We start from the raw sequence: 26,230 nt of genomic DNA on the forward strand, positions 1-26,230 counted from the left end.
ATATTATTTCATGTTATAATTGGCGGGTAGATCTATCTATAGCTGCAAATACTGCTTACTGATGCAGAAGCATCCATTATGGGAGGGATTATGGTGAAGCAATTGCACGACATTCCGTTCTCCGTGCTGGATTTAGCCCCTATTCGCGAGGGCGGAACAGCGGCGGATTCATTTCATAACACACTTGATTTAGCACGTCATGCCGAAGAATGGGGATACCACCGTTACTGGCTGGCGGAGCATCATAATATGCCCGGCATTGCCAGCTCTGCCACGTCCCTTGTGATTGGACATGTAGCTGGAGGAACCAAGCGTATCCGCGTCGGCTCGGGAGGCATCATGCTCTCCAACCATGCACCGCTGGTTATCGCCGAGCAATTCGGCACGCTGGAGTCCTTATATCCCGGACGCATCGATCTTGGCCTCGGCCGGGCCCCCGGCTCCGACCAGGCCGCTGCCAGAGCGCTGCGACGAGGTCTTGGCAGCGACGGCAGCGAATTCCCCGAGCAGCTCAGCGAGCTCCGGGCTTATTTCGACGCTAACGGGGCAGGCGGCCGCCCGCTCGGTGTACGCGCCGTTCCCGGCGAAGGACTGAATATTCCGATCTGGCTGCTTGGCTCCAGCGGCTTCAGTGCCCAGCTTGCAGGCCAGCTCGGTCTGCCGTTTGCTTTTGCCAGCCACTTTGCACCGGATTACCTGCTGCCGGCACTGCATTTGTACCGCAGCAGCTTCAAGCCTTCCGCTGTGCTCGATAAGCCCCATGTCATGATCGGACTGGGAATAACCGCCGCAGATACGGTGGAGGAAGCGCGTAGACTGGCTACCTCACAGCAGCAGCAATTCCTGAATATCATCCGTGGCCGTACCGGCAAGCTCCAGCCTCCGGTGGACAGCCTGGATGGAATCTGGACGCCACAGGAGAAGGCGATGCTGCTGAGCAAACAGCAATATTCCATTGCAGGAGATCCTTCGCTGATTAAAGAACGGCTACTGGAGATTCTCGAGGAGACTGCTGCCGACGAGTGGATTATTGCATCACAGATTTATGATCACTCCGCACGCCTGCACTCTTATAAGCTGGTATCCGAGCTGCTGCAGGAGAAATAAACCGATACCGCCATCAAATACCCGGCCCATTTAACTACACACGGAGAGATCCGTACTTGTAGCTTAAATGGGCTATTTGTATGCAAGAAACACCGCATGTCTCTTCATTTACAGCTTAACAATGAACCGTTCTCTATAAAATACTACTGATTCATTAATATCCTGAGAAATAATGAGGTAACAGTAGTAAACTGTAGTAAACATATTATTATGTGCATAAAACCTTCGTTTATACCTCATTCAAACCAATTTCACTGTTTTTATTTATCTTTAAATTTGATTATACTGTAGTTATTCGTTATAACGAACAAATGCGCAATTGCATTCTTCAGGTTCGTTCTATCGGGTACTATCGCCCTGTTTCGTAGTGGTTCTATTAAAAACCACTTTATTCGACATAACATGCGTAATAAGCATGAATTGCGGCGAATCGTGGCTGGAAACTGCAGAATTAGGCGGTTATAGGCTAGGAAATACGGGTTGTAGGCGGGCGAGTGAACTAGAAATAGAGTAAAGATGACTTCCCAGAAGAGAGGGGCGGGAATGTGAAAAAGAGCTATCGCGCGTCCTTGCTAGGCGCTTATATTCTAGTTGTTCTGGCTGGTGTCGTATGGCATGCCGGAGGGGCCAGCGCCGAGGACACGATTAAGCTGACCGTGAATTCGCATACGACCAGCACTGCGACCATGAACAACATGCAGCCGGGAGATACTATGGCTTCAGATTATACGGTCATCAATGACGGAAATGACCCGTTTGATTATTCTGTAGACTTCAAATTCCTCTCCGGGGACGCAGAATTGTACAAAATCCTGCAAATGACCCTGCAAAAAGAGGGAGTAATCATCTATACAGGAGTAATGAGCGAGGCAGAAGGCCGGGTGACTATCGGCTCGCTTGAGGGCGCTGCGCAAGAGGCCATCCAGATGGATGTGTTATTCCCGCCAGAAGCCGGTAATGAATTTCAGGGGAAGACGGTGAGTGTAGCCTTTGAATTCACTGCTACGGCAGATCCTGCGCCGACAGCTGAGCCTACGGCAACGCCGGTACCGACCGCGACACCAGACCCTACAGCCGGGCCTACGGCAGAACCGACTGCTACGGCAACACCGACGGCCACAGCAACACCGACTGCCACAGCAACACCAGAGGAACCTGGCAGCACATCAACACCAACAGCAACACCAGCACCTACGGATCCACCATCCAGCACGGCACCTGTAGTTACAACATCTCCTTCACCAACCGCTGCGGCAACACCGGCAGTTGATGAAGTGACTGTAAGTGAAGCACCGGTACCGTTGGGCGGCGGGGATAACAATGGAAGCAGCAGCCCGTCTGCTACGCCAGACGCCGGAGCTGTCACCGCCGGCAGTACACCAGCACCTTCACCGGATAACGGGGTAACCCTTACCGATGACGAGCTTCCGCTCGCCGGACCGGATGAGGACGGCAAGCTGCCGGATACCGCGGAACCTTGGTACAATCTGATTCTGGCCAGCATGGCCGTAGCTATTCTCAGTCTGATCGCCATCCGCAAGCTGGGATCGAAGAAATAATATTTCACACAAGGCTGGAGGAGAGAGTATGAAGAAGCGTTCCGGTATATCCATAGCCGTGAAGCTGATCTTCATACTCTCTTTATGCGTTATGCTGTACTCGGCCGTCCAGATCTTCAAAGCGCCAGCAGAAGCCCGGAAAGCCCTGCAAACCTGGGAGAAAAAGAGGGAGGAAGCCCAGCCCTCCCCCGCAGCAGAGGAAGAGACTCCGCTGCCTGACGGCATGATCAGCCCCCCAGCAGGACAAGGCGGCGTCAACCCCGCATATACGGAGGGGGAGGTTATTGGAGAGATCTATTTTCCCAAGCTGGACAAACGGGTGGCTATTCTGGAGGGGACGGGACGGGCCGCTCTAAAAAAAGGGGCAGGACATGACGTAGGAAGCGCAGCCATAGGCTCCCCCGGCAACAGCGTACTGGCAGGACATCGCGATACAGTGTTCCGGAGCCTTGGGGATTTGGAGGTGTCCGATATCATTGAACTCGAAACGGCGGACGGGAAGTTCACCTATGAGATCACAGGGAGCACGATTGTAGACGGAGAAGCACGGGGAGCCATTAAGCCAAGCGAAGAACCTGTCCTTACCCTGATCACCTGCTATCCCTTCTCCTACGTCGGTTCAGCTCCTGACCGCTATCTGCTCTCGGCCAAGCTGATCGCAAACCAGCCGCTGGTAAGGCAGCCGTAAGCAGACATTTCTCTCTTCGGAAGTCCGCACGGGGATGAGACCTCTGGCGGATCGTGATAATATAGACATACGAAGATGAAGAGGAGATGACCTGAATTGAAACAAGAGCTGATCAAGCGTTTTATTTCTTATGCTGAAATGGATACCCAATCGAATGAGGACAGTGAGACCTGCCCTTCCACACCCGGCCAAATGGTGCTTGCCCATAAGCTGGTAGAGGAGCTGCAGGAGATCGGGCTGACGGAAGTCACAGTGGACGAGCATGGGTATGTTATGGCTTCACTGCCGGCCAACACGGACAAGGATGTTCCGGTAATCGGCTTCCTGGCCCATTTGGATACGGCAACTGATTTCACCGGCACGAATGTGAAGCCGCAGATTATTGAGAACTATGACGGGAACGATATTGTGCTGAATGAGGCGCTGAACGTCGTGCTTACCACACAGAGCTTCCCGGAGCTGAGCGGCTACAAGGGGCATACCCTGATTACCACCGACGGCACTACCCTGCTGGGGGCAGATAACAAGGCTGGTATTGCAGAGATCGTTACGGCGATGGTGTATCTGCTCGCGCATCCGGAGATCAAACACGGCAAGATCAGAGTCGCTTTTACCCCGGATGAAGAAATCGGACGCGGCCCGCATAAGTTCGACGTTGCAGCATTCGGCGCTTCCTATGCCTATACCGTTGATGGCGGCCCGCTCGGAGAGCTGGAGTATGAGAGCTTCAATGCCGCTGCCGCCAAAATCAGCTTCCATGGGGTCAACGTGCATCCCGGTACGGCCAAGGGCAAGATGATCCACTCTTCCAAAATCGCTATGGCCTTCCATCTCCGGCTTCCTGCCGGCGAAGCACCTGAATTCACGGATGGATATGAAGGCTTCTACCACCTGATCTCCATGCAGGGTAACGCCGAGCACAGCAAGCTGCAGTATATTATCCGTGACTTTGACCGCGAGAATTTCGAGAACCGCAAAGCCCATATCGCCGCCATTGTGGATGAATTCAAGTCTACTTACGGAGCAGACAATGTAGTGCTGGAGATGAATGACCAGTATTATAATATGCGTGAAAAAATCGAGCCGGTGCGCCACATCGTTGATATTGCCCGGGAAGCAATGGAGGGCCTGGGAATTACGCCGGTGATCCGCCCGATCCGCGGGGGAACTGACGGCTCACAGCTGTCCTACATGGGACTGCCGACACCGAATATCTTCACCGGCGGCGAGAATTTCCACGGCAAATTTGAATACGCCTCTGCAGACGTAATGCTGAAGGCTGTTCAGGTTATCGTAGAGATTGCCCGTCTGGCTGAGCAAAAAGCATAACGCCTCCTGCATAGCACAAATCCCCCCCGGATAAAGCGCACCCCGCTTATCCGGGGGTATTTGTGTTATGCGGAGCTGCTTCCACGGAGTCTTCTCCGGCCCGGCCGCCGGCAGGCTGCAGCTCAGGTTCACTCTGGGCCAGCACCTCCCTGTATCCTTCGCCCCAGTGTTTGATACTAAGCAGGCCGGATTCCAGGCCCCGGGCCCACTCGGTCAGAGAATACTCTACCTTCTGGGGCACCTGCGGGTACACCTCACGATGAACCAGACCGTCACGCTCCAGCTCCCGCAGCTGCATGGCCAGCATCCGCTGGGTAATTCCCGGACATAATCTGCGCAGTTCATTGAACCGCTTTGTACCGCTGATTAGATGGTAGAGCAGGACTCCTTTCCATTTACCGCCGATGACCTCGAGCGTCCGCTGAAAAGAAACCATTTCTTCATCACGCCTCATCTCTTCCGCATCGCCGGAACTATCGTTTCTCCCCTGTACATTCATATCTGCAAACTCCTCATTGTAGGATGTTCCGTTAATTAATACGATTGTATCATATATAGATTTCCACGTTTATGCCAATATGGCAAAAAACCTCTGGAAGCCTTAAATATAGGCACCCAGAGGTCATGAATAGGTTACAGACACAGGACAGACACCCTCCTGCTACCTGCTATTTACTGCTTCACCGGCAGCCAGCCCGGCGTATGAATCAGTGCATTCCAGAGCGGGTCCGGGATTACAAGCTCAGCTTGGGCGGAAGGGTCCAGCTCAGTCTTAATCTCAGCTGCACGCCCTGCGGCAACCTTCTGAACCCAGTCCGGTTCAATCAGGAGCGGACGGCCCAGAGCGACCAGGCTGATCCCGCTGTCCAGACCCTTCAGGGCATCAGCGGCGGTATAGAGCGAGCCTACTCCAATTACCGGAGCCTTACCTCCGACGCGGTCTACAATCTGCTCGATCCGAGGACGGCCGTCCTCGGTACCCCGGCGCGGCAGCGACCACAGCTCCATCAGGGAAGCATGCAGATAATCAAGCCCTTCCCCTGTCAGTGCATCGATTAGCGCAAAGGTATCAGCCATCGTAATTCCCGGTGTTTCCGGCTCTTCAGGCGAGAAGCGGTACCCTACAAGGAATTCCCCCTGTGCATGCTGCTTCACCGCATCCTTGACACTGCGCAGAACAGCCAGCGGGAAGGCCAGGCGCTTCTGCAGATCGCCGCCCCAGCGGTCTTCGCGCCGGTTCGAATGCGGGGAGAAGAACTGCTGCAGCAGATAGCCGTTGGCACCGTGAATTTCCACACCATCGAATCCGGCTTCGATCGCCCGGCGTGTAGCTTCTCCGAAATCAGCGATAATTCCGGTAATTTCTTCATCAGTCAGTGCGCGCGGAACCGGTCCTTGTCCGCCGCCCGGAAGCTCGGACGGCACATCACTTGCACTGACCGTCTGCCCGTCCGGCAGCTGCGCCGGAGGGCATTGGCGACCGCCATGGAAGATCTGCAGAACCGCCTTCGCCCCTTCACCCTTAATGGCCTCAGCCAGCCCGCGCAGGCTCGGAATCAGCCCGTCGTGGTCAGCACCGAATTCACCCGGGAAGCCCTTCCCGCCGCGAGATACATATACACATGCGGTAATAACCATTCCAACACCTTTGGAACGGCGGGTGTAGTACTCCACTTCCGGCCGGGACACGGTTCCATCCTCATTCGAGGAGAAATTGGTCATCGGCGCCATCACCACACGGTTCTTCAGTTCAATGCCGTTCGCGAACTTAAACGTCTCCAGCAGCGGGCTATATTCTGTCTTCAGCAGCATAATTATCAATCTCCTCCATTTGTCTAAATCTATATGAATTTCATTTCATCGATCTGTCGCGGTCAGGGTCATCTTTCCAAATGACGTTCTCCCCGTAATTTTTGCCCCAGTCATACATCATGCGCAGCACAGGCATCAGCGTATGCCCATACTCCGTCATAGAGTATTCTACTCTCGGCGGGACCTCAGCATACACCCGCCTGAATACCAGCTGATCTTCCTCCAGCTCACGCAGCTGATTGGTCAGCATTTTCTGGGTAATATGCGGAATCAGCTTCTTCAATTCACTGAAACGCTTGGTTCCTTCCAGACCCAGGTGCCACAATATGATAAGCTTCCATTTGCCGCCGATGACAGCAAGCGTAAGCTCCTTCTCGCAGTTGATTTCCTTCAGATTGATACGGTCTTTAATCTCAGTCGCCAATATAAGTCCCTCCTTTCGTTCTTTAATATCATACTACAATACACCCGGGGGCTGCACATCGCCAGCAGACGCCCTGGGGCAGACCCATATAACGTAACAGACCGCAGGCCTATGGCCTGCGGTCTGTATGCTGCATGTGGTATTATTCTTCCCTTGTTATTCCTTGACCAGGCTTCCCTGCAGGCTGGCTGCACTGAAGTCCGGCTGGGCTTCAATCGTAGTGTCGCCTGCAGCTTTGGCTTTGTCCAGGGCGGCGTTATAACGCGTGTTCAGATCCTGAAGATCCTTGTCCAAATCTCCGCCGGTAAAGATATATCTGTTGAACACATCCATCTTCTTCGTTCCTTCCAGACGTCCTTCGGTAGCAGTGAACGGAGTTGCCGGATAGATTCCGTCATACTTGGTCGGCAGGAAGTCCTCAATTCCCGGGATATCCGGAGCTTTCGCTGCGGCAGCAACAGAAGGAATAACAGAAACCCCGTATCCGCCTTCCTGGTAAGCAATCTGCACCTCATCGCTGTACATCCACTCGATAAACTTCCAGGCGGCCTCTTTCTGCCCGGAGTCTTTGCTCATCGCCAGATAGCTGCCGGAGATGACCTGGCTGGCGCCGTTCTGCTGGCCGTCCACGGTTGGCGGCAGTGCTGCCGCCCAGCGGATTTCGGTCGGGAATTGAGTTTTGTACACACTAGGCTCAACAGAATGGTTGAAATACATCCCGATTTTACCTTGAGCGAACTGTGCCCGCAGCGGATCAATATCGAGCGATTCCGAACCCGGCATCATGCTGCCGTCCACTACGATCTGCCGCAGGGCTTCAAGCGTCTCCTTGTACATGCCGAAGTCGAACTTAGCGGTCTGGAAGTTGAAGCCTTCCGTTCCTTCTGTCTTACTGAGGGTTGTGATCGGATGGGCAATGCGTTCAAACCCGCTTCCGCTCTTGAAATTACCGGCGAAGCCGTAAGCACCGCTGTCTTTACCCGCCTCCGTAATCTTCTTGGCATCCTCCACCATTTCGGCAAGTGTAGCTGGCGGCTCTGTAATCCCGGCCTTCTCGAACAGATCCACGTTATAGATCAGGCGCCAGAATTGGCCAATATTCGGCAGGGTGTAGATTTTGCCGTCAACCATATTCTTCTCATTAATGAGTACGCTCTCGAACCGGCTCTTCATTTCCGGTGTGATATAGCTGTCGAACGATTCCAGATAGCCTTTCTTGACCCAGGCCGGTACATTGCCTGTATCCACGCGCAGAATATCCGGCGCCTGTTTACTGGAGAAGGCGATATCCACCGACTGGGCGTAGTTGTCAGCCATCACTTTGAATTCAATATCCACATTAGGGTTAAGCCCCTCATACTCACTGATCTTCTGCTCAATGAAATCCGAATCATGACGGTCGATGGACCAGTAGACCAGCTTGGTTTGCTCAGCGGAGGTATCCCCGCCCTCTGCCTTTGTATTATTTGAAGCGGTTGACGAGGAGCATGCAGCCAGCGATCCCGCCAGCAGCAGCGAAGCTCCAGCCAGCATCCATTGATTTCTTTTCATCTTGAAACCCTCCCTTTTCTTTGTGTAATCGCATTCATTTCATATGAAAAGTATAGAATGACTGCGCGTTTGTAAGTGAAGGAGAAAACAACTATTCAGGGGAGACGAAATCACTGTTTCCGCGCTGCACCTCCGAAGTGTATTTGGAGCGGAAGTCGGTCGGCGTCATGCCGGTATATTTCTTGAACAGTTCAGTGAAATAAGGACGGTCCTCGTAGCCCAGCGAGATGGCGATATCCTGAACCTGCATACCCTCGAGCACCCTCTCCTTGGCCTTCTCCATTCTGCGGCTGATAATATACTGGGCGAGTGTCATCCCCATTTCCTTCTTGAACAGATTGGAGAAATAGCTGGGGCTCAGATGAACCTCCCTCGCACAATCGGCAACCGCAAGGTTGCGGTGCAGATTCTCATTGATGTAGGCGATGGCACGCTCCACCAGCACACGCGCTTCACTGAACTGGCGGATTTGCACATAAGAGCAGCCCTGGCGGCAGAATTCCCGGATCTGACCCCGCAGCTCCTCGAATGAGGCGGAGGTATTCATATCGGCCAGCTTCTTCTCCAGCAGCTTGACCTCAGCGTCTGATGCTTTGTCAGAGAACACACGGTGGACCGAATGGGCCAGCTCCAGGCACATCGTCTTGACGATCGCCGGATCGGGCAGCACGGGAGCACTTAGCCACTCATTCCAAATATTGTCCAGCTGTTCCTCCGCCTTAGCCAGATTAGCCGAACGCAGGCAATAGAGCAGTTCTTTCTCCTTGTCAAAAGAGTATCTGGGCAGTGCGGCATCCCTCTCCGGCGAATCCAGATAGCGGTATACACTGTTCCCGCCGGTCAGGAACGTATTTGTCAGCGCAGACAGCGCCTGGGCGTAGGATACCGACAGCTGACCGGCCTCCTCCACTTCCCCGCCGAGTCCGATAGACACGGTCTGGTACGTATGCCGGCAGACATTCTCCCGGCATTGCTCGGCCAGCTGCTCCGCATCAAGCTCCGCCGGAGGATTCATAACGATAATGAACTGATTAACATGCTCGCGGAACACGAGACCCTGCGTGTACCCGCCAATCGTCTCCTCCAGAATGTTCTGCACCGCGAATCGGATCAGCTCAACCTCAGAGACCGCCAGCGCGGCCGTACGCTCGGCAAAAAAGTCGATCTCCGCCACCATTACACAAAAGTCGCGGCTGTTCATTGTAATCGCATAAAAATCCCACTGCTGGCTGCGGTGCTGCTGCCTGCTGCCGTAACGGATCAGGAGACGCATATACTCCTGACGCAGATAAGGCATACTCTCCCGCAGCTTCTGCTCCATCCCCCGCATCTGTTCAGCCTGCGAGCGTTCACGCTCCAGCACCTCTTTAGCCTTCAGGACGGATTCAAGCACCTGCGGCTTGGTAAAGGGCTTGACGATCAGGTCAAAGGCCCCGAGCTTTACCGCCTCCTGGGCATAAGAGAAATCGGAATAACCCGTCAGAAAGATCAGCTTGATCCCCGGCTGCTCCGCCAGAATCAGCCTCATCATCTCCAGCCCGCCTACGAACGGCATCCGGATATCGGTCAATACAATATCCGGACGGTGTTTGCGGATCTGCATCAGCCCTTCTTCCCCGTTGGCCGCCGTTGCAGCGACGACGATCCCGTGCTCCTCCCAGGGAATCCGCTGGGACAAGCCCCGGACCACAGCCGGAATATCATCTACAATGCATATTTTTACAGGTTCAGCGTGGCTCAGGATAAACTCCACCTTCCATTGGAATTGAGAGAACCGCTTCAGTCTCTATGTGTGGACGGCTGCGGAAGGTTAAAGAGGCTTCCTTGCCGTAATATAACTGCAGACGGCTGCAGATATTGGTCAGGGCATAGCCCCCGCTGCCGGCCGGCTCTTTCAGCCGGGCATTCAGCTGCTCCGCATCCATGCCCGAGCCGTTATCAGCCGCCCGGATTACGAGATGCTGCGCCTCTATGGCCACAGAGATCGTAATCATGCCTTCGCCCCGAAGCTCCTTCAGCCCGTGCAGAATGGAATTCTCCACAAGAGGCTGAATGATAATTTTCAGGACAGGCAGCTCCAGCAGCTCCGCTCCTGCGGTTATCGTATATTCGAACAGTCCCTCATAACATTGCTGCTGGAGGTTCAGGTACTGGCGGACATGCTCCAGCTCCTTGCCCAGCGTTGTAATCTCCTGCCCGTTGTTCAGGCCCAGCTGGAACAGCGCGGACAGGGAAATCACCATCTGCTTCACATCTTCATATTCGTCCATTTCGCATTTCCATAAGATTGTATTGAGCGTGTTATATAAAAAATGGGGTTCAATCTGCGCCTGCAGCGCTTTGATCTCCGCTTTGCGTTTTTCCTTCTCCGTATCTTTGACCTCAAGAATCAGCCCGCCGATCCGGTCCAGCATCTGGTTGAATTTGCGGCCCGCTTCCCCGATCTCATCCTGGAACGGACTCTCGAAGCGGGCATCCAGATCCTCGTGCTCCACCCGCGACATCGTCTTCTGCAGCTTCAGCAGCGGTCCGAGCAGCAGTGCCGAGAGGTATCTCGCCAGCAGCAGCGCGATGACAATGCACACGGCCATAATCATCAGCACCAGCCACTGGATGCTGCGCACAGGCTGAAGAAGCTCCTCCTTCGACTGGTAGCTGACCAGCAGCCAGTCCCCCGCATACCGTGAGTCTGCATAGCTGACCAGCATCGTCCCGCCGCCGGCAGCATATTCGAAATTGCCGCTGTCCGCCTGAAGCAGCTTGTTCATAAATAGCGCCGAGCGGGACCAATCCGGCCGTTCCTTATCTCCGAAGACACTGGCTCCGCCCTTGTTGATCAGCAGAAACTTCGCACTGCCGAGACTCGCGCCTCCGCTGACGGTATCCTCCAGAATGTCCTCCTTCACATTAACGGTCAGGAAGACATCGGGCACATAGCTCTCCGTCAGCGGCTGCAGCAGCAGAGAAATTACATGATGCTTGCCCGCGAACAGCTCGTCCTCATGGCTCTCCACCCAGTTCGATTCCGGATTATCCTTGATCCGCTGATACAGCAAAGACTCCATAAATGGAGTCGCTGTTCTGCGCAGATTGCCGGCGGAGTAGAAATCCCCGTCCGGTGTACTGACCAGGATGGATTCAATGGAGTTCTCTGTCAGCTCCGCCTGTGTGAAGGGGCCCTGCAATAAGGAGAAGTTCGCAAAGAACCGGTCGGTATTATCCGCTTGTATATCCCGCATCGTCTGCTTATACGCTTCACTCAGCATCATGGTGGAGGACGCCACAATAATCTGCTTCAGCTTCTGGTCCAGCACGTTAACGGACTGGTTCAGCACATTGCGGTTCAGGTCAATGGAGTTGCGTTCCATGGCCCGCGAAGCAATCGAGTAGGCCCACAGGCCGGTGACCGAGATACAAAAGACGGTCAGCCCGGTGAATGTCAGCCATATTCTTTTCTTCAGCGAGGTCCGGTACAGCCAGGCCTTCAGCATGATTACACATCCTTCGTTAAGACTGGCTGCCGGTGGACCACCGCGTTAGCCTTAGCCCGCTTAGCCCTTCACGGAGCCCGCTGTCATCTGCATGAATGATTTGTTGGCAAAAATGTAGACAATGATCATCGGCAGCATCGACAGGCATGCGCCGGCAAGCATTAATTGGGGCTGTGCCGCATCACCGACACCATATTTCAACCCGGCCAGGCCTACGGTGAGCGTCTGTAATCCAGGCTGCGTCATCGTAAATACCAGCGGCAGAATGTATTCATTCCAGGCGCCGCGGAAGGTCCAGAGCGCTGTGACCCCAAGGGCCGGTGTCAGGAGCGGCAAGATAACACGAAAGTATACGCTATAGAAGTTGCAGCCGTCAATAAACGCTGCCTCGTCCAGTTCCTTCGGGATTGCCCGCACAAAACCGATCAGCATGAAGAATGCAGTGGCATGGCCGCTGATCAGGATGATGATGACGCCCCAGAGCGATTTTTGCAGATTCAGTGAGACCATGAGATCAAACTGGGGACGCAGCACGACGGCACCGATGGAGATGAACAGGGTGCAGGACTGAATGACCACATACAGGCGTTTCCCGTAGAAATCCACCCTTGCTACCGCATAGGCAGCCATCGTTCCTATCAATAAAGTTCCTAACGTCGTAAAGGTACTTATAAATACGCTGTTCCAGGTAAACCTTGCGAAATTAGCGGATGTCCAGGCCTGCGCATAGTTATCGAAGATCCATTCCTTCGGCAGCAGAGTAGTTCCTGTAGTCAGCTCCAGATTAGATTTAAGCGATCCGAAGAACGCCAATATGATGGGGAATAACGCAAACGCTGCTACGATCAGCAGGAAAATCCACAACAGTACCCGGGACAGCAGCGCCTTGTTCTTTAAGGAACGGCTGGTCTGCGCCGAAGCCATTTTCGTTTCTGCATGCATTGTGCTCACTGTTCATTCTCCTCTCTTTTAGTAGATATCATTCAGTTTCTTTGAGACATAGAAGTAAATCAGGGTAATGATGCCGACGATAACCGCCGTAGCAAATCCGACCGCGCTGCCGTAACCGAACTGCTGAATGCTTGATCCTCCGCTGGATACCGGGAAGAACAGTTTATATAGATAGAGATACATGACTTCCGTCTTGCCGTAAGGACCGCCCTCGGTAAGCACCATGATGCTCTCGTAGCCCTTCAGGGATACGGTAATCGCCAGCATGATGATCATCTGCAGCACAGGTCCGAGCATCGGGACGGTAATACTCCACATTTTGCGCAGCGGCCCGGCGCCGTCCAGAGAAGCGGCTTCATACAGATCCTCCGGAATATTCTGCAGCCCCGCGATAAAGAGCAGCATATAGTTGCCGACTGCGCCCCAGATCGCGATAATAATTGCCGTGACCAGGGCATGCTTGGCGCCCAGCCAGTCTATGGGAGCGGATACAATTCCGGCCCCCATCAGCAGCTGATTCACCATTCCGTTGTAGGAGTTGAAAATAACGTAGAACACAATCGCCATTACCGAAGCACTGATTACGGTAGGCAGGAAATAAATAGCCCGCAGCAGCTGGCGCCCCTTCAGGGCGCGGTTGAGCACTACAGCCAGCACAAAGGACAGCGGGATCGTAATGATCAGCTTGCCGCCTGCGTAAACGAAGGTGTTCACCACCGACTGCCAGAAATCCTTATCCCGCAGCAGCCGCTCGAAGTTATCCAGGCCTATGAATAGCGGTGTACCGAAACCCTGATAATCATAGAACATGTACTTCAATGCCCAAAAGACGGGATACACCCCAAAAATCAGCGTCAGAATCAAACTGGGTGCTACAAAGGTCCAGGCGTTTATTTGCCGTTTCGTTCCATTCATTGATTGTTCCTCCTGTCTATTCGGCTCGCGTTTCTTTCCTTAATCATAAATCCCGCTGTGCAGACACAGTTAGGGAGAAAGCGACTGCGCTAAGGGGGGGAAATTCACTTTTTCATGAAATCGGGCTTCAAAGCCGGGGGCCCTGCCTTGAAGGGTGATTTCAGTTGCTTTGTCCCCTCTCCTCCCTCCGTTTACCCATCCCGGGTCCCGTCCCCGGGCAGCTATACTTATGGTAGAAATTAAGTAAGTTTAATTAATGAACTCGCATTCACAGGGAGGCCGCAAATTTGCCTATGCATTCATCTAATCATGGCACCGCCGGTGCCGGCCCCTTCGGCGGCTATGACCAGGAGCAGCAGCAGAGGCTCCGCGCCAGAATAGAGCAGTATCCGGCGATCTCGCAGGAATATGTAAGACAGCAGCAGCTGTCCGCACAATTCGCCGCACGTGAAGAAGCGGTTCCGCTTAGCCGGCTCGGTGTATTCCGGGTGGAGCCGTTCATCTTCAAGGTGCCCGCCCAGGCCGCTTGCCTGCAGCTGTCCGTACAGGTCCGGGGGCAGGGCGTTGCCCGGATCGGCGGTGTACAGCTGACGCATTCCCAGCTCGGCCTGCCGGTGACGCTAATTAATGGCAGCTTCCGCCAGGCGCTGAAAGGCTGGACGCAGGGGCCGGGAAGCGGCAGCAGAGTGGCACTTGAACGGCTGGCCGGGGGCGGTAGCGGACTGCAGCCTTCCGGCGTCACTCCGGCTGGAGGTGCGCAGGAGGAGGATGTGTTCTGTGTACGCGTCAGCAATGAAGCAGAGGAAGGCATGACTGTGCTGCGGTACGAAGAACGCCTGCCGGTAACCGCAGGCGATTATTACGGCATCCAGACGGAGCTCAGCCTGGAAGCTCCGCTTGGCAGCGGCGGCGTATGCACTGGAGTTACGTTCCTGGACGAAGACGGTCAACCGCTCGGGCCGGAACAGTCCGGACCGCCCTTCAACCGGCCCACGCTGACCAATTGGGCCTACCTGCTGGAGGCTGCCGGTGCTGACGCCAACCTGTATAGGGTGAGCGGTGAAGATCATTATGCCGCCCGGGCGGGGCGCAAGCTGCAGTACATGCTGGCTGATATGCGGCAGGGCATGGATATCTTCCGCCGGGACGGCTGGCATGATGATGATACCTACGGCGCTGTGCATATCGGGCGCGGACTGGCTGCCGTCTCGGTCATCTATGACCAGATTGCCGGGAGCAGAGTGTTAACTGCCGGGGAAATAGAGGCATTGCTCTCCGATCTGCGCTATATTGCGGCGATGATGATGGACACCGCCTACTACCGGTTCGATCTGGAGACCTTCCCTGATGAGAAGGGCGGCAAACGCAGCAACTGGAATGCGGACCGGGCGACCGGGCTTGGTGTCTATGCGCTGCTCTTCCCGCAGGAGCCTGAGAGTGCTGGCTATCTGAAGCATGCCTGCTCCGTAATTGACTGGCAGCTGGCGGAAGTAGTGGATCAGGAGGGGGCCTGGCCGGAGAATGTGCGTTATCACGGCGCCGTGCTGCACCGGTATTTCCTGTTCTTCGTGCTGCTGAAGCAGCTGCAGGGAATGGATTACTTCAGGCATCCGAAGGTAAAAGCGATGTACCGCTTCCTGATCGGCATCGTCACCGCAGAGGACATCATCCAGGGCGGTCATGACGCCGGACCTGTTCTGCTGACTCCTGCCGTCGGCGATGCCAATGTACAGGAGAAATGGTTCCGCCTGCTCGGCTACGCAGCCCCGTTCTATGCAGAGGAAGATCCGCAGCTGTCGGCGGAAATGGTCTGGGCCTGGAAGCACGGCGGCGCACCGGTCCAGGATACCGGAGCTTTCCCGCTGCCGCTGGTCGCCCTGCTGTATCCGCGGCCGGATCTGCCGGAGCAGCAGCCCGCCCTCCGCTCCGTCCATTATCCCGGCATCGGCTACGTCATCTTCCGCAGCGGGGAGCAGAACCTGCGGAACTATGCCATCTACGAGGCTTCGCCGCTGACCTATCACGCCCATCATGACGAAGGCCATTTCTCCATCTGGGCAGACGGGGTTCCGCTGACGCTTGATGCCGGAACCGGCGGTTATTACAACGGGGACCGGCACTGGTATGTATCAGGCGCGGCGCATAATATCGTCCAATTTGCCGATGGTTCAGGCGGCTATGCTGATGGTCCGCTGCAAAGCGTCTGCCGGGAGGTCATCTTCACAGAAGAGCTGGATTATGCCAAAAGCCTGATCCCGGATACACGTGCCGGTGAATATGAGCGGACTTTCCTGTATATCAAGGCAGGCTTTGACGTTTATCTGGTCTGGGACCGGATTGAGGACGGAGCAGACAGCGTGTGGAATCTGCATACACTGAGTACAGAGGCTGAGATCTCGGGGCAGGGAATTGAGGCCGCAGCTCTAGGCAGCATGAGGCTGAGTGCGCATATTGCAGAACCGGCCAGTCCGGTCATCACTGCCGGGGAAGGTGCCGTAGGCGGAGCCTATCCGCTGGCGGCGCAGCAGCATTTCCGGGTGCACGGCAAGGCGGGCGAAGACTATGTGGTGCTGCTGCATCCGCGCCCAGCAGCAGTTCCCCCGCTGCGGCTGGAGCCGCTGCTGTGCGAAGACACCGGCGGAGGCGTGCGGGTATATAAGATTTCCCGCGCAGACGGTGCATGGTGCGTTGCCGCCATCAACGGCTCAGGGCAAAGCTGCCGCGTCCGTATTCCCGGCGGCAGCCCGCTCCGGATACTCGGCACGGAAGGTGCGGAAGCAGAGAGCGGCGGTCACGCGGCGGACGATACCCTGATCCTTGAGCCGGGAACGATCCTAATTGCCGTCCCGCAATAAGGAATCTCCCGATTCATCTGCTACTTACGGCAGAGCTTCAGTAACTTCTGTAAAATCCTGCACGGAATACAACAATTCCCTGATAATATCTGCCCAAATCCAAAATTGTTGTCTTCCGAACTCCCGGCTATCTAAGAATCAAAATTGCAAAACGTACAACATTTATGCCTATAACGCTTATAAGGAGGAAATAAAGAATGAGTAATCTAGGAGTATGGGAACCGGCTGAGCCGGGCGTCAAACGCTGCATTCTGAATGCGGCAGCCAGTCTGATGATGATGGAGGTTCATTTCGAGGAAGGCGCCGAGGGCTATGAGCACAGCCATGTGCATGAACAGATGAGCTACTGTCTGCGCGGCAGCTTTGTCTTCCGCATCGACGGCAAGGAATACGCCTTGTCCGCAGGCCAGAGCATTGCTATTCCGCCTAACGCCAAGCATGGAGTGACTGCGCTTGAAGCCGATTCGGCGCTGCTCGATGTGTTCACACCGATTCGTGAAGATCTGCTTAAGCGTTAAGCTGAGTGCAGGTGCAAGGACAGGCACATCCGCCTGCACCTGCCATAATAGACAGTGCTGCTGCCAATTCCGGCAGCAGCATCAACATCAGCAACGCGATCGCCTTGCACCCTTAGAATGCAGACAGCCTGTCCGGAAGTTCCGGACAGGCTGTCTTTACGTTACGTTATTCCAGATTCGCATGTTTGCCGAACATCTTGCCGGTGGTCTGCCCCGTCTGCTCCATCATCCGCAGGATGACGGCATCGTAGAATACCAGCAGCGTCTGCTCAAATAAGGAGGCCATCGGCTGGATCGTAGCATAGCTCCCGCCTGTCTGATCCTTGGGTGAGCCCGGCAGCTTGACGGTATAATCTGCGAGACGCCCGAGTGACGAATCCGGGGTAATGGTCACGAGCACCACCGCCGCGCCTATCGTCTTGGCTTTCTCCGCCATGGATACCAGCCCCTGGGTCTCGCCGGAGCCGGAGCCCAGCACAAGCACATCGCCGGGGCCGATGCCCGGGGTTACCGTCTCCCCTACGACAAACGCAGCTTGCCCGGCTTGCATCAGCCGCATTGCGAATGCCCGGCCCATCAGGCCGGAGCGGCCGGCGCCGGCTACAAAGATCTGCCCGGAGCGCAGCAGCAGCTCCGCCATGGCCTCACCTTCTGCGGCGTTCAGCCCGGAGACCGAGCCCTGCAGCTCCTTCACAATTTCCTGTGCGTAATCCAGCGTATCCATAGCTGCTTAGGCCTGGCTTACAAGGCGCTTCATTTCCGCCGCAGCCGCTCTCTGATCCGCTTCGCCGGTAATGCCGCCGCCCACGATTACCAGATCAGGATTCGCAGCAATCACTTCAGGCAACGTGCCCAGTTTAATTCCGCCGGCAATCGCTGTTTTTGCTTTTGTAACCACACTCTTAATCGCTCTCAGATCCTCGAAGGAATTCTTACCTTCTGCCTGATGATCATAACCGGAGTGCACACAGACATAATCAACGCCAAGTGCATCCACTTCAGCGGCTCTGGCCTTCAGATCCTTCACGTTGATCAGATCAACCAGGATTTCTGCACCGGTCTTCTTGGCCTCTTCCACCGCGCCGCGGATCGTTGAATCATCAGACACGCCAAGCACGGTAACAATTCCCGCTCCCGCTTCTACAGCTTTCATCACTTCATAGCCGCCGGCATCCATGATTTTGAGATCGGCCAGGACCGTCAGTGCCGGAAAAGCGTCCTTGATCGCTTTTACCGCATGCAACCCTTCATTAATGACAACCGGTGTTCCAATCTCCACAATATCTATAAATTCGGCCACTTCCGCAACAATAGCCTTGGCTCCCGCAATATCCACCAGATCGAGTGCTAGCTGTAATTTCATAGGTTTAGAATCTCCTCATCGTTAATATATTTTAGTAAGTGATGTACTAAGTTTAGGGATATACTGCTGATAAGGGAAGTAGGCACTTTATTGTGATGTAGTTACCTGAAGGATACTATTGGGCGGGGGCCGGGCTGTCTGGTGCATCTTTTTGAAAACGAAGGTTGATTTTATTCAGGATTTTCTTAAATTTACTGCATTTTCACAAAAGCTGTGCTACCATACATTAGATTTACAAATTCTCCGGCGGCAATCCTATTTTAACAACAAGAAGGTGTAAGCTTTATTATGGAAGCAAGCAAACCCAAAGAGTTCAATTTAATTAAGCTGACCTGGCCGATTTTCCTCGAGCTGTTCCTGTTCATGCTCATGGGGAGTGTAGATACATTCATGATCAGCTCCGTATCGGATGATGCAGTCTCCGGTGTCGGGGCGGCCAATCAGATTATTGCCATAGCCATTCTCGTGCTCAGTGTTATCGGGAACGGCGCGGCCATTGTCGTGTCGCAGTATCTCGGTTCCAAGCAGCCCAAAGAAGCAGCCAAGGTAACGGGCAACGCCATAACGCTCAATCTTGCGGTCGGAATTATTCTGAGTACAATTCTGCTGCTGTTCGGAGGCAGTCTGCTGAGCGCGCTGAACGTGACAGGCGATATTCTCGTCTACGCCAAATCGTATATGCATATTGTCGGGGGCGGAATCTTCCTTCAGGCACTGCTGAACGCCCTGGCCACCACCATCCGGACGCACGGGTTCACGAAACAGACCATGGTAGTCTCTCTGCTGATGAACGTGATCCACGTCGGGGGCAATTATCTGCTGATCTTCGGACATTTCGGACTGCCGGCACTCGGTGTCGAAGGCGCAGCCATCTCAACGGTTGCCAGCCGCCTGATCTGTCTGGTCCTGTTCTTCCTGCTGCTCTACCGGATTATGGAGGTGCGGGTCAAATGGACCTATTACACTCATCTCTCCAAAAGGTATGTGCTGCAGATTCTTAAAATCGGCATCCCGTCTGCTTTTGAATCGGTGATCTATCAGTGCTGCCAGCTGGTCTTCACTTTATACATCACTTATCTGGGTGCTGAAGCCATGGCTACCCGCCAATACGCGCTGAACATCTCCAGCTACATCTTCCTCTTCAGCGTAGCCGTATCCATGGGCACCTCGATCATTGTCGGCCATCTCGTGGGCGCAAGGCGGCCTAAGGAAGCTTACACGCGGGTATTCTCCAGTGTGAAATGGGCGCTGCTGGTCACCGTAATTATGGACGCGGTTGTTATTCTGTTCCGCGTACCGCTGATGGGCCTATTCACGGATAACCAAACGATTATAACTATGGGCGCCCAGGTCATCCTGCTCAGCTTCTTCCTTGAGACCGGACGCACCTGCAACCTGGTCATTATCAACTCGCTGCGCGCTTCCGGCGATGCCAAGTTTCCGGTCTACATGGGCCTGATCTCCATGGTATGCATGAGCCTGCCGCTGGGCTATTTCCTGGTATTCACGCTTGATCTCGGTCTGGCCGGAGTCTGGCTGGCCACTGCATTCGATGAATGGGTGCGGGCGGTCATTATGTACTTCCGCTGGAAGAGCAGAGCCTGGGAGAAGCACGGCCTGATTCAGCATGAACCTGCAGAACCGCTGAGCGCTGCGCCGGCGCATTAATCTGCAACAACCAACAGGCGGTTCACCCTGATCTCTGCGATTGGGGCGGATTTGGCAGGAAGGATGAGGAAGACTATGACAATACGTCTGACTGCCTTAATTATCCGACTCCGCAAATAAGGGATGCCCCGGCCGTGTAATCCGGCTAATTGGCATCCCTTTGTGATAAGGTTGTAAGCTTATCAGGTTCCTTTGGCTACAGCTTCTTTATGCTTGGCCGCGAACTGCTCAGGTGTAATCGCTTTGCCGAACAGCGCCTGAATCATATCCAGATGGACCTGGGCGGCGTTCGGCTTCATCTGGATATCAGCAAACAGGGTGATGCTGCTCGCATGGTTTAATTCATTCAGCAGTTCGACATACAGCTGCGGCAGCTCTTCATTCGTGGTATCCACTTTGGTCGCCGGAATTACACCTGCACTGGTTACAGAGGCCTCTCCCCATTTGTATACGAAATATTCGACAAATGCTTTCGCTTCTTCCTTAACCTTGGAAGCTTCGGCTACGAACAGTCCGACACCGGGACCGCCAACCCAGCTGTTGATATTGCCCTTTCCGCCTTCCACAGTCGGGAATTTGAAGAACCCTACCTTATCTTTGAAGTCTTGCGGGATCTCCGGATTCGTCGTGAAGTTGGGAAGCTCCCAGGTACCCGTCAGATACATTGCCGCCTTCTCATTCAAGAATTCCGATTTGCCCTCATCATTGGATAGCCCGTTGAAACCGCTGTTGAAGGTGTTCATGTCCACCAGCGTCTGCACTTCAGCCGCTGCCCGGACCAGGCCCGGATCATCGAAATAGCTTGTCCCCTTCGTTGCGCGCTTCAGTGTATCACTGCCGGCGATACGGTCAGCAAGGTACATATACCATAGCGAGCCGGTCCAGCGGTCCTTGTTGCCAAGGGCAACCGGAGCCACGCCATGATGGGATAACGTTCTTACCACTTGCTTGAACTCTTCGTATGTAGCAGGCACCTGGAGATTATATTTTGCAAAAATATCCTTATTATAGTATACCGGTGAAATGTTCAGCTCAATCGGCAGTGCGTAGGTCTTATTATCGACCACATAGGCTTCGGTAGTGCCTGTTACGAATTTACCCTTTAACCGCGTACCATTCAGGATGTCATCCAGCGGAGCGAATAATCCGCCTTTTACATAAGGCTCCATGAAGCCCGCAGCCCAGGTGATTCCTACATCCGGCAGGTCATTCGAGGCAGAGAGCACCTTCAGCTTATTCTTGTACTGTTCATTCTCCAGCACGCCCTGCTGGATTATAATATTAGGATTCTCTTTCTCGTATTCCCCGATGATCTGGCTAACCAGCTTATTCTGCTGGGCGGAGAGGCCGGCCGGCCATAAGTGCATCATATGAATTGTTATTTTTGGGGCCGAAGCATTGGTGGCTGCCGCCGCACTATTATTTTCCCGTGTGAAGCTGCAGCCTGTCAGAACAAGGGCCAATGTAAATGTCAGGAACAGTCCCTTGGTTATGTTATTCCTCAGCATTGCTATAGCCTCCATTTTCACATTACGCGGCCTGATGTAATCGCTACCAATCAAATTCTAGCATCGTACCCGGAGGGATATAAGACTACACTTATTGGCTAAAATTCCACATTTAATGGATTTCCTGCGATCCGCCCTTCATCTTATGCCTATAGCGGCTTGGGCTTAACTGTTCCAGCGACTTAAACACCTTAATGAAGTACTTATCCGTCCGATAGCCTACACGCTCCCCGATCTCCCCTATAGACAGTGTGGTCTGCAGCAGTAATTCCTTAGCCCGCTGAATTCGCAGACGTGCCAAATATTCGCTGAAGGATACTCCGGCCTGCTCTTTGAACAATACGCTGAAGTAGCTGGCATTCAGATGGATGAGGCCCGCAACCTCAGCCATTGTCAGCTGTTCATGCAGGTGCTGCTCCACATAGGCGATCGCTTCTTTGACCGGCTGCCCCATTCGCGCCTGATCCGGGTCAATCTCCATCAGCTTATGATCCACCAGCTTCTCCAGCTTCACGTGGCGCTGCTGCTCTTCCTCCCGCTTCAGCGCATCCTCAACCACGGACAGCAGCTCGGACTTGTCCAGCGGCTTAAGCAGGTAGTTAACCGCCCCCAGCCGCATAGCCTGCTGCACATAATCAAATTCGGCATAGCCGGATATGACAATAATAACGGGCTTCCAGGCTGACTCCTGCAGGGAACGGATCAGATCCAGTCCGCTTACTTCGGGCATGCGCACATCTGTAATCAGCAGATGGACCCGCTCCTGCCGCAGCCGCTCGCGCGCCTCAACCCCGTTGTCACAGGTCTCCACGGCATACCGGCCGGCTGCCCATACTTCCAGCGTCTGCTTGATGCCCTGCCGTGTTCTCGGTTCATCATCCACGATCAGAATCGTCCTATTGCTCAGGCTCATAGGTATATCCTCCATTGCTTGGAATTTCAAAAGTAATAACGGTCCCTTCGGATAATCTGCTCTCGATTATCAGACCCTCCGACTTGATGCCCTCTTCCCCGTAATACAGCTTGAGCCGCCGCTGCACATTCACCAGGCCGACCCCGTTGCCTTTGGCGGAGATCGGCGGGCCGCCCTCCAGTGTACTGCGCAGCGCCCGCAGAGTATCCTCATCCATGCCTGGACCATTGTCGGATACCTTCACCGAGGTCCAGCCGTCGCGTGGCGATGGGGTGATCGTAACCTCCACACTGCCGCTGCCGACACGGCTCTCCACTCCATGAAGAATGGCATTCTCCACGATCGGCTGAATCAGCAGCTTGGGTACCGGAACAGCCGCCTCGCGCGGGTCCAGCACAATATCCCAGGACAGGCGCTCGCCCATCCGCATCTCCATGATCTTCAGATAACGCCTGATCTGTTCAACCTCTTCACTAAGCGCAACCCACTCGTCTTTATTATTGGGACGGCCAATAATATAGCGGAACAGCCTGGACATTACTACGACCAATCCAGCCAATTCCTCCTCCCCCTTCTCCTCAAGCGACCAGTTAAAGGCTTCCAGGGTGTTGAACAGAAAATGAGGGTTGATCTGCGCCTGCAACGCCTTGAGCTCGGTCCGGCTCTGTAATACTTCCTTCTCGTAGACGACCCGGATCAAATCATTCATATTGGCCACCATGCCGTTATAGGTATAATTCAGCTCCCGCAGCTCCATCGTAGATACCTTCTGCGAGTTGGGCGTCAGCACGCCTAAGCGCGATTTGCGCATGGCCCGGATCAGATGAATAATCGGCCTCGTGATCATCGTTGACAATAGAAACGACATGATCAGGAAAAGCAGGGCTCCCAGCCCCCCTGACAGCAGCAGAACCGTCCGCAGCACAGATAACCCTTTGGTGACATAGCTGACAGGGGTCAGCACAAGCAGTGTCCAGCTGGTCTTGTCCGAGCGCAGCTTAACCTGTACATACTCCTTGCCGTGAAAGCTGACCGTCTGGTCCACACTTTCCAGCAGCGGCAGGAGGTCCGCCTCCGGTGCTTCACTGCTGCCCAGGAGCCGGCCTTCATCATTCACCAGCAGCACAGACTCGCCTCCGTCACTGCCGGAGATCGGATCATCCAGCTGGAAGTAGCTGCGCTGGATTCGCGCCATCAGATACCCTCCCCGCGAGAACCAGCGGTCCATGAGGCTAACCTGGCGGATGGCCAGCAGGCTCTGGCTGTCATGCGGATCGACGCCGATCCAGACCAGCCGCCCTTTCTGGATATTAGCCTCGCTGATATATGGCTCGTTGATTCTCGTCCCCAGACTGCCGTCCTTAATCGGGAAGAGCAGCCGGTAATCGGCGGTATACAGCTCAAGAGATCCTACGCTCGGCATGTACGCCTGATAGCTGGAGATAATCTGCAGCAGCGACTGCCGCTGATTGAATGACACTTCATTGCCGTTCAGCTCCTCCAGCAGCAGCTGCTGCACTGTAGGATGATTAGCCACCTGCCCCATCAGGCTGTCAATCTGGCCAATCAGCGCATTCAGCCGTCCGTTCGCCTGAACCGCCGTCTGCTGGATATGCCGCTCGGCATTATTTTTGAGCAGAATAGATACCCGGTCATATACAAACGCCCCTGAAACCAGAAGAATGATTAGCATAACCAGCACAAAGCCGATGAATATTTGATTGCGCAGCGTGTTGAGTTCTTTGAATCTCTGGAACATCGGAATTCCTTCTTTCCTTGGCAGCGTTTCCAACTCTATTCTCCAAAAGTCCCGGGGTTTGTCAAGAGAAATTAGTTGCCCGGCACAGGGCAGCAAAAAGCCCTTAAGCAGTGCTCCTTGTTCCAGGAGCTGTTTAAGGGCTGCGGCAGAAGGGACTAGATGAACATTAGCGGAGTGATCCACTCCCGGTCTAGGGCTATCCACAGTAAGGCCAGCAGGACGGCGCAGATGCTGTACATTAGTACCTTCCGGCGGGTGGGCTCCAGGTAAATATCCAGAATAATGACTATAATTCCTATAACAGGTACGGCAACAAGCAGGACTGGATTGCGATATTTAATATTCACTGCATTCAAGATAACCATGACCAGAGCCAGAAGCCTAAGATATTTGTTCATAGCCACATCATGACCTCCTTGCCGTTGAGACCATTTTCCAATTATGTATTCTTCATCCTCATCTCTAATATCCCTTGATTCCCCGCTATTGTCAACCCCAGACACCCATCCGCTGCCAAGACAAAAAAAATAGCCCGTTCCCCACAGGGAACTGACTGCTATGGTGTTACTGCTATAATCTGATTCTGTACAGAGCGTTCAGGAATTGGCAGATTACCGGATGGTAATACCCTTCTTGATCGCCTTCATGTCAAAATTCGTATTCACAAGCATAGGCAGTATCTTCATGCTTCTGGTCATCGGCGAGTTGCATTGCCAGCAGGTAGGGACATATTGGAAGGCGAAGTTGTCGCGCATCCACCCGGAGCAATCTTCCTTAGTGCAGGACCAAATGGCTGTGTCTTCTTGCGGAAGATCCTCCAGCGCTTTTTTACGAAAATACATAAGTACCCCTCCTAATAGCTTTGTTAGCATATACTTCCCGAATCGGTTCGTACAAAGCCCGCTTCGGAAGCATACCCTTCGAATAAAGACATATTTCCAGCCCAACCGGACTGTTATGGCAGGATGGTAGCTTGTTCTGGCCTGTTCAAAAAAAAAGCTGCCCTCAACTTGTGTTAAGGGCAGTCTATTTTTAATATTACAGTTTTACAACGTTTTCGGCTTGTGGTCCACGAGCGCCTTGAGTTACGTTGAACTCAACGCGTTGGCCTTCGTCCAAAGATTTGAAGCCGTCGCCAGTGATTGCGGAGAAGTGTACGAATACGTCGCTTCCGCCTTCAACCTCGATAAAACCGAAACCTTTGTCTGCGTTGAACCATTTTACTGTACCTGTTTGCATGATATTACCTCCAAGTTTTATTTAACACATGTCCTTTTATTCCTACGTATTGTACGAACAAATAAAAATTCACACATTGGAAAAGGATTCATACGCACAAATGATAACCTTTTACAATATGTGAATTAAGGGTTAAATTTATGATTGACTTCATTGTAGCACACTAATTCTCTAAAAGCAAAGGATTACTTAAAAATACTTAAAAATAAGTGGAATTATATCGTACCCGGCGCACGGTACTCCATGAACGACCGCACCGCGCACCCGGCAGCTATAGGGTTTAGTCGATATATCCGGCCAGTCCCTTGTCCATCAGATAGTCCATCTCCGCATCGAGAATAGTCTCTACAGTCAGCTCGTCCAGCTTAACATCGCGCTGCGCAGTAACATAATCGACCAGATCATCATTATCAATATCAATCTCGCCCTTGGCATTGGCCTTGGCTTTGTTGATGAAGGCCTGCTCATGCTTCAGCACCAGCCGGATCACGGCCGGATCTACCTTCGTCTGTGCAGACAATACTTCCACCAGTTCCTGCTCATTCACTTCATTACTCATATTCGTTAGTCAGCTCCTTGG

At 53.8% G+C, this 26,230-nt stretch carries 24 protein-coding genes; 7 read left to right on the forward strand and 17 right to left on the reverse strand.

The features are described 5' to 3' along the window. Positions 1-90: 90 nt before the first annotated feature. The 4 genes from NSQ73_RS28655 (at position 91) to pepT (ending at position 4,683) form a co-directional block, all read left to right on the forward strand. Positions 91-1,107 (forward strand): LLM class flavin-dependent oxidoreductase, encoded by a 1,017-nt coding sequence (locus tag NSQ73_RS28655; RefSeq protein WP_340989572.1) that lies wholly within the window; start codon positions 91-93, stop codon positions 1,105-1,107. A 545-nt stretch (positions 1,108-1,652) separates the two neighbouring features. Beyond that, positions 1,653-2,666: a hypothetical protein gene (locus NSQ73_RS28660; protein WP_340989574.1), complete on the forward strand. Its 1,014-nt coding sequence runs from the start codon at positions 1,653-1,655 to the stop codon at positions 2,664-2,666. A 28-nt stretch (positions 2,667-2,694) separates the two neighbouring features. Next, complete coding sequence (locus NSQ73_RS28665) at positions 2,695-3,354, forward strand: sortase (protein ID WP_340989576.1); 660 nt, start codon at positions 2,695-2,697, stop codon at positions 3,352-3,354. Between the two features lie 96 nt (positions 3,355-3,450). Next, entirely contained in the window at positions 3,451-4,683 is a 1,233-nt protein-coding gene (gene pepT, locus NSQ73_RS28670) for a peptidase T (RefSeq protein ID WP_340989578.1), read from the forward strand. A 46-nt stretch (positions 4,684-4,729) separates the two neighbouring features. Here the strand turns inward: pepT and NSQ73_RS28675 are convergent, their stop codons facing one another. The 8 genes from NSQ73_RS28675 to NSQ73_RS28710 all read right to left on the reverse strand — a co-directional run bounded on the left by NSQ73_RS28675 (position 4,730) and on the right by NSQ73_RS28710 (position 13,827). Continuing rightward, entirely contained in the window at positions 4,730-5,137 is a 408-nt protein-coding gene (locus NSQ73_RS28675) for a winged helix-turn-helix transcriptional regulator (RefSeq protein WP_340990705.1), read from the reverse strand. 218 nt (positions 5,138-5,355) lie between these two features. Next, positions 5,356-6,489: an NADH-dependent flavin oxidoreductase gene (locus NSQ73_RS28680; RefSeq protein WP_445669721.1), complete on the reverse strand. Its 1,134-nt coding sequence runs from the start codon at positions 6,487-6,489 to the stop codon at positions 5,356-5,358. A 46-nt stretch (positions 6,490-6,535) separates the two neighbouring features. Further along, positions 6,536-6,919 carry a winged helix-turn-helix transcriptional regulator gene (locus NSQ73_RS28685; protein WP_042140377.1) on the reverse strand — a complete coding sequence of 128 codons (384 nt, stop codon included), beginning with the start codon at positions 6,917-6,919 and terminating at the stop codon, positions 6,536-6,538. A gap of 156 nt (positions 6,920-7,075) precedes the next feature. Next, positions 7,076-8,470, reverse strand: a complete 1,395-nt coding sequence (locus NSQ73_RS28690; RefSeq protein ID WP_042140378.1) for an ABC transporter substrate-binding protein — start codon at positions 8,468-8,470, stop codon at positions 7,076-7,078. A gap of 91 nt (positions 8,471-8,561) precedes the next feature. After that, complete coding sequence (locus NSQ73_RS28695; protein WP_340989581.1) at positions 8,562-10,223, reverse strand: response regulator; 1,662 nt, start codon at positions 10,221-10,223, stop codon at positions 8,562-8,564. Beyond that, entirely contained in the window at positions 10,198-11,961 is a 1,764-nt protein-coding gene (locus tag NSQ73_RS28700) for a sensor histidine kinase (RefSeq protein ID WP_340989582.1), read from the reverse strand. Before NSQ73_RS28700 ends, NSQ73_RS28695 begins: the two co-directional genes overlap by 26 nt. A 60-nt stretch (positions 11,962-12,021) precedes the next feature. Further along, positions 12,022-12,885, reverse strand: coding sequence for a carbohydrate ABC transporter permease (locus tag NSQ73_RS28705; RefSeq protein ID WP_042141795.1), 864 nt, complete (start codon positions 12,883-12,885; stop codon positions 12,022-12,024). Positions 12,886-12,930: 45 nt separating this feature from the next. Then, positions 12,931-13,827 (reverse strand): carbohydrate ABC transporter permease, encoded by an 897-nt coding sequence (locus NSQ73_RS28710; protein ID WP_340989584.1) that lies wholly within the window; start codon positions 13,825-13,827, stop codon positions 12,931-12,933. A 293-nt stretch (positions 13,828-14,120) separates the two neighbouring features. Here NSQ73_RS28710 and NSQ73_RS28715 point away from each other — a divergent pair, with 293 nt between their 5' ends. Continuing rightward, positions 14,121-16,682 (forward strand): heparinase II/III domain-containing protein, encoded by a 2,562-nt coding sequence (locus NSQ73_RS28715; protein ID WP_340990706.1) that lies wholly within the window; start codon positions 14,121-14,123, stop codon positions 16,680-16,682. 197 nt (positions 16,683-16,879) lie between these two features. Continuing rightward, positions 16,880-17,200 (forward strand): cupin domain-containing protein, encoded by a 321-nt coding sequence (locus NSQ73_RS28720; RefSeq protein ID WP_340989586.1) that lies wholly within the window; start codon positions 16,880-16,882, stop codon positions 17,198-17,200. Positions 17,201-17,366: 166 nt separating this feature from the next. Here the strand turns inward: NSQ73_RS28720 and hxlB are convergent, their stop codons facing one another. Together hxlB and hxlA are read right to left on the reverse strand one after the other, a co-directional pair. Next, positions 17,367-17,924 (reverse strand): 6-phospho-3-hexuloisomerase, encoded by a 558-nt coding sequence (hxlB, locus tag NSQ73_RS28725; RefSeq protein WP_340989588.1) that lies wholly within the window; start codon positions 17,922-17,924, stop codon positions 17,367-17,369. A gap of 6 nt (positions 17,925-17,930) precedes the next feature. Continuing rightward, on the reverse strand, positions 17,931-18,563 hold the full coding sequence (gene hxlA, locus NSQ73_RS28730; protein WP_042140384.1) for a 3-hexulose-6-phosphate synthase: 633 nt from the start codon (positions 18,561-18,563) through the stop codon (positions 17,931-17,933). A gap of 288 nt (positions 18,564-18,851) precedes the next feature. On the opposite strand from hxlA, the gene NSQ73_RS28735 reads away from it, so the two are divergent. Next, positions 18,852-20,231, forward strand: coding sequence for an MATE family efflux transporter (locus NSQ73_RS28735; protein ID WP_340989590.1), 1,380 nt, complete (start codon positions 18,852-18,854; stop codon positions 20,229-20,231). Positions 20,232-20,413: 182 nt separating this feature from the next. On the opposite strand, the gene NSQ73_RS28740 is transcribed toward NSQ73_RS28735, so the two are convergent. From NSQ73_RS28740 to NSQ73_RS28770, 7 genes are all read right to left on the reverse strand, one after another. Next, positions 20,414-21,739, reverse strand: coding sequence for an extracellular solute-binding protein (locus NSQ73_RS28740; protein WP_340989592.1), 1,326 nt, complete (start codon positions 21,737-21,739; stop codon positions 20,414-20,416). 112 nt (positions 21,740-21,851) lie between these two features. Beyond that, positions 21,852-22,652 (reverse strand): response regulator transcription factor, encoded by an 801-nt coding sequence (locus NSQ73_RS28745; RefSeq protein ID WP_042140387.1) that lies wholly within the window; start codon positions 22,650-22,652, stop codon positions 21,852-21,854. Beyond that, positions 22,636-24,411: a cache domain-containing sensor histidine kinase gene (locus tag NSQ73_RS28750; RefSeq protein WP_340989594.1), complete on the reverse strand. Its 1,776-nt coding sequence runs from the start codon at positions 24,409-24,411 to the stop codon at positions 22,636-22,638. The genes NSQ73_RS28745 and NSQ73_RS28750 overlap by 17 nt, the downstream gene beginning before the upstream one ends. Positions 24,412-24,566: 155 nt before the next feature. After that, positions 24,567-24,815: a hypothetical protein gene (locus tag NSQ73_RS28755; protein WP_340989595.1), complete on the reverse strand. Its 249-nt coding sequence runs from the start codon at positions 24,813-24,815 to the stop codon at positions 24,567-24,569. Between the two features lie 207 nt (positions 24,816-25,022). Continuing rightward, positions 25,023-25,253: a cold-shock protein gene (locus NSQ73_RS28760; protein ID WP_039304815.1), complete on the reverse strand. Its 231-nt coding sequence runs from the start codon at positions 25,251-25,253 to the stop codon at positions 25,023-25,025. Positions 25,254-25,449: 196 nt separating this feature from the next. After that, positions 25,450-25,650 (reverse strand): cold-shock protein, encoded by a 201-nt coding sequence (locus tag NSQ73_RS28765; RefSeq protein ID WP_019914790.1) that lies wholly within the window; start codon positions 25,648-25,650, stop codon positions 25,450-25,452. 280 nt (positions 25,651-25,930) lie between these two features. Next, positions 25,931-26,209 carry a hypothetical protein gene (locus NSQ73_RS28770; RefSeq protein WP_340781691.1) on the reverse strand — a complete coding sequence of 93 codons (279 nt, stop codon included), beginning with the start codon at positions 26,207-26,209 and terminating at the stop codon, positions 25,931-25,933. Positions 26,210-26,230: the final 21 nt, after the last annotated feature.

The organism is Paenibacillus sp. FSL R10-2736 (assembly GCF_038000245.1).
Classification (GTDB): domain Bacteria; phylum Bacillota; class Bacilli; order Paenibacillales; family Paenibacillaceae; genus Paenibacillus_AQ; species Paenibacillus_AQ phytohabitans.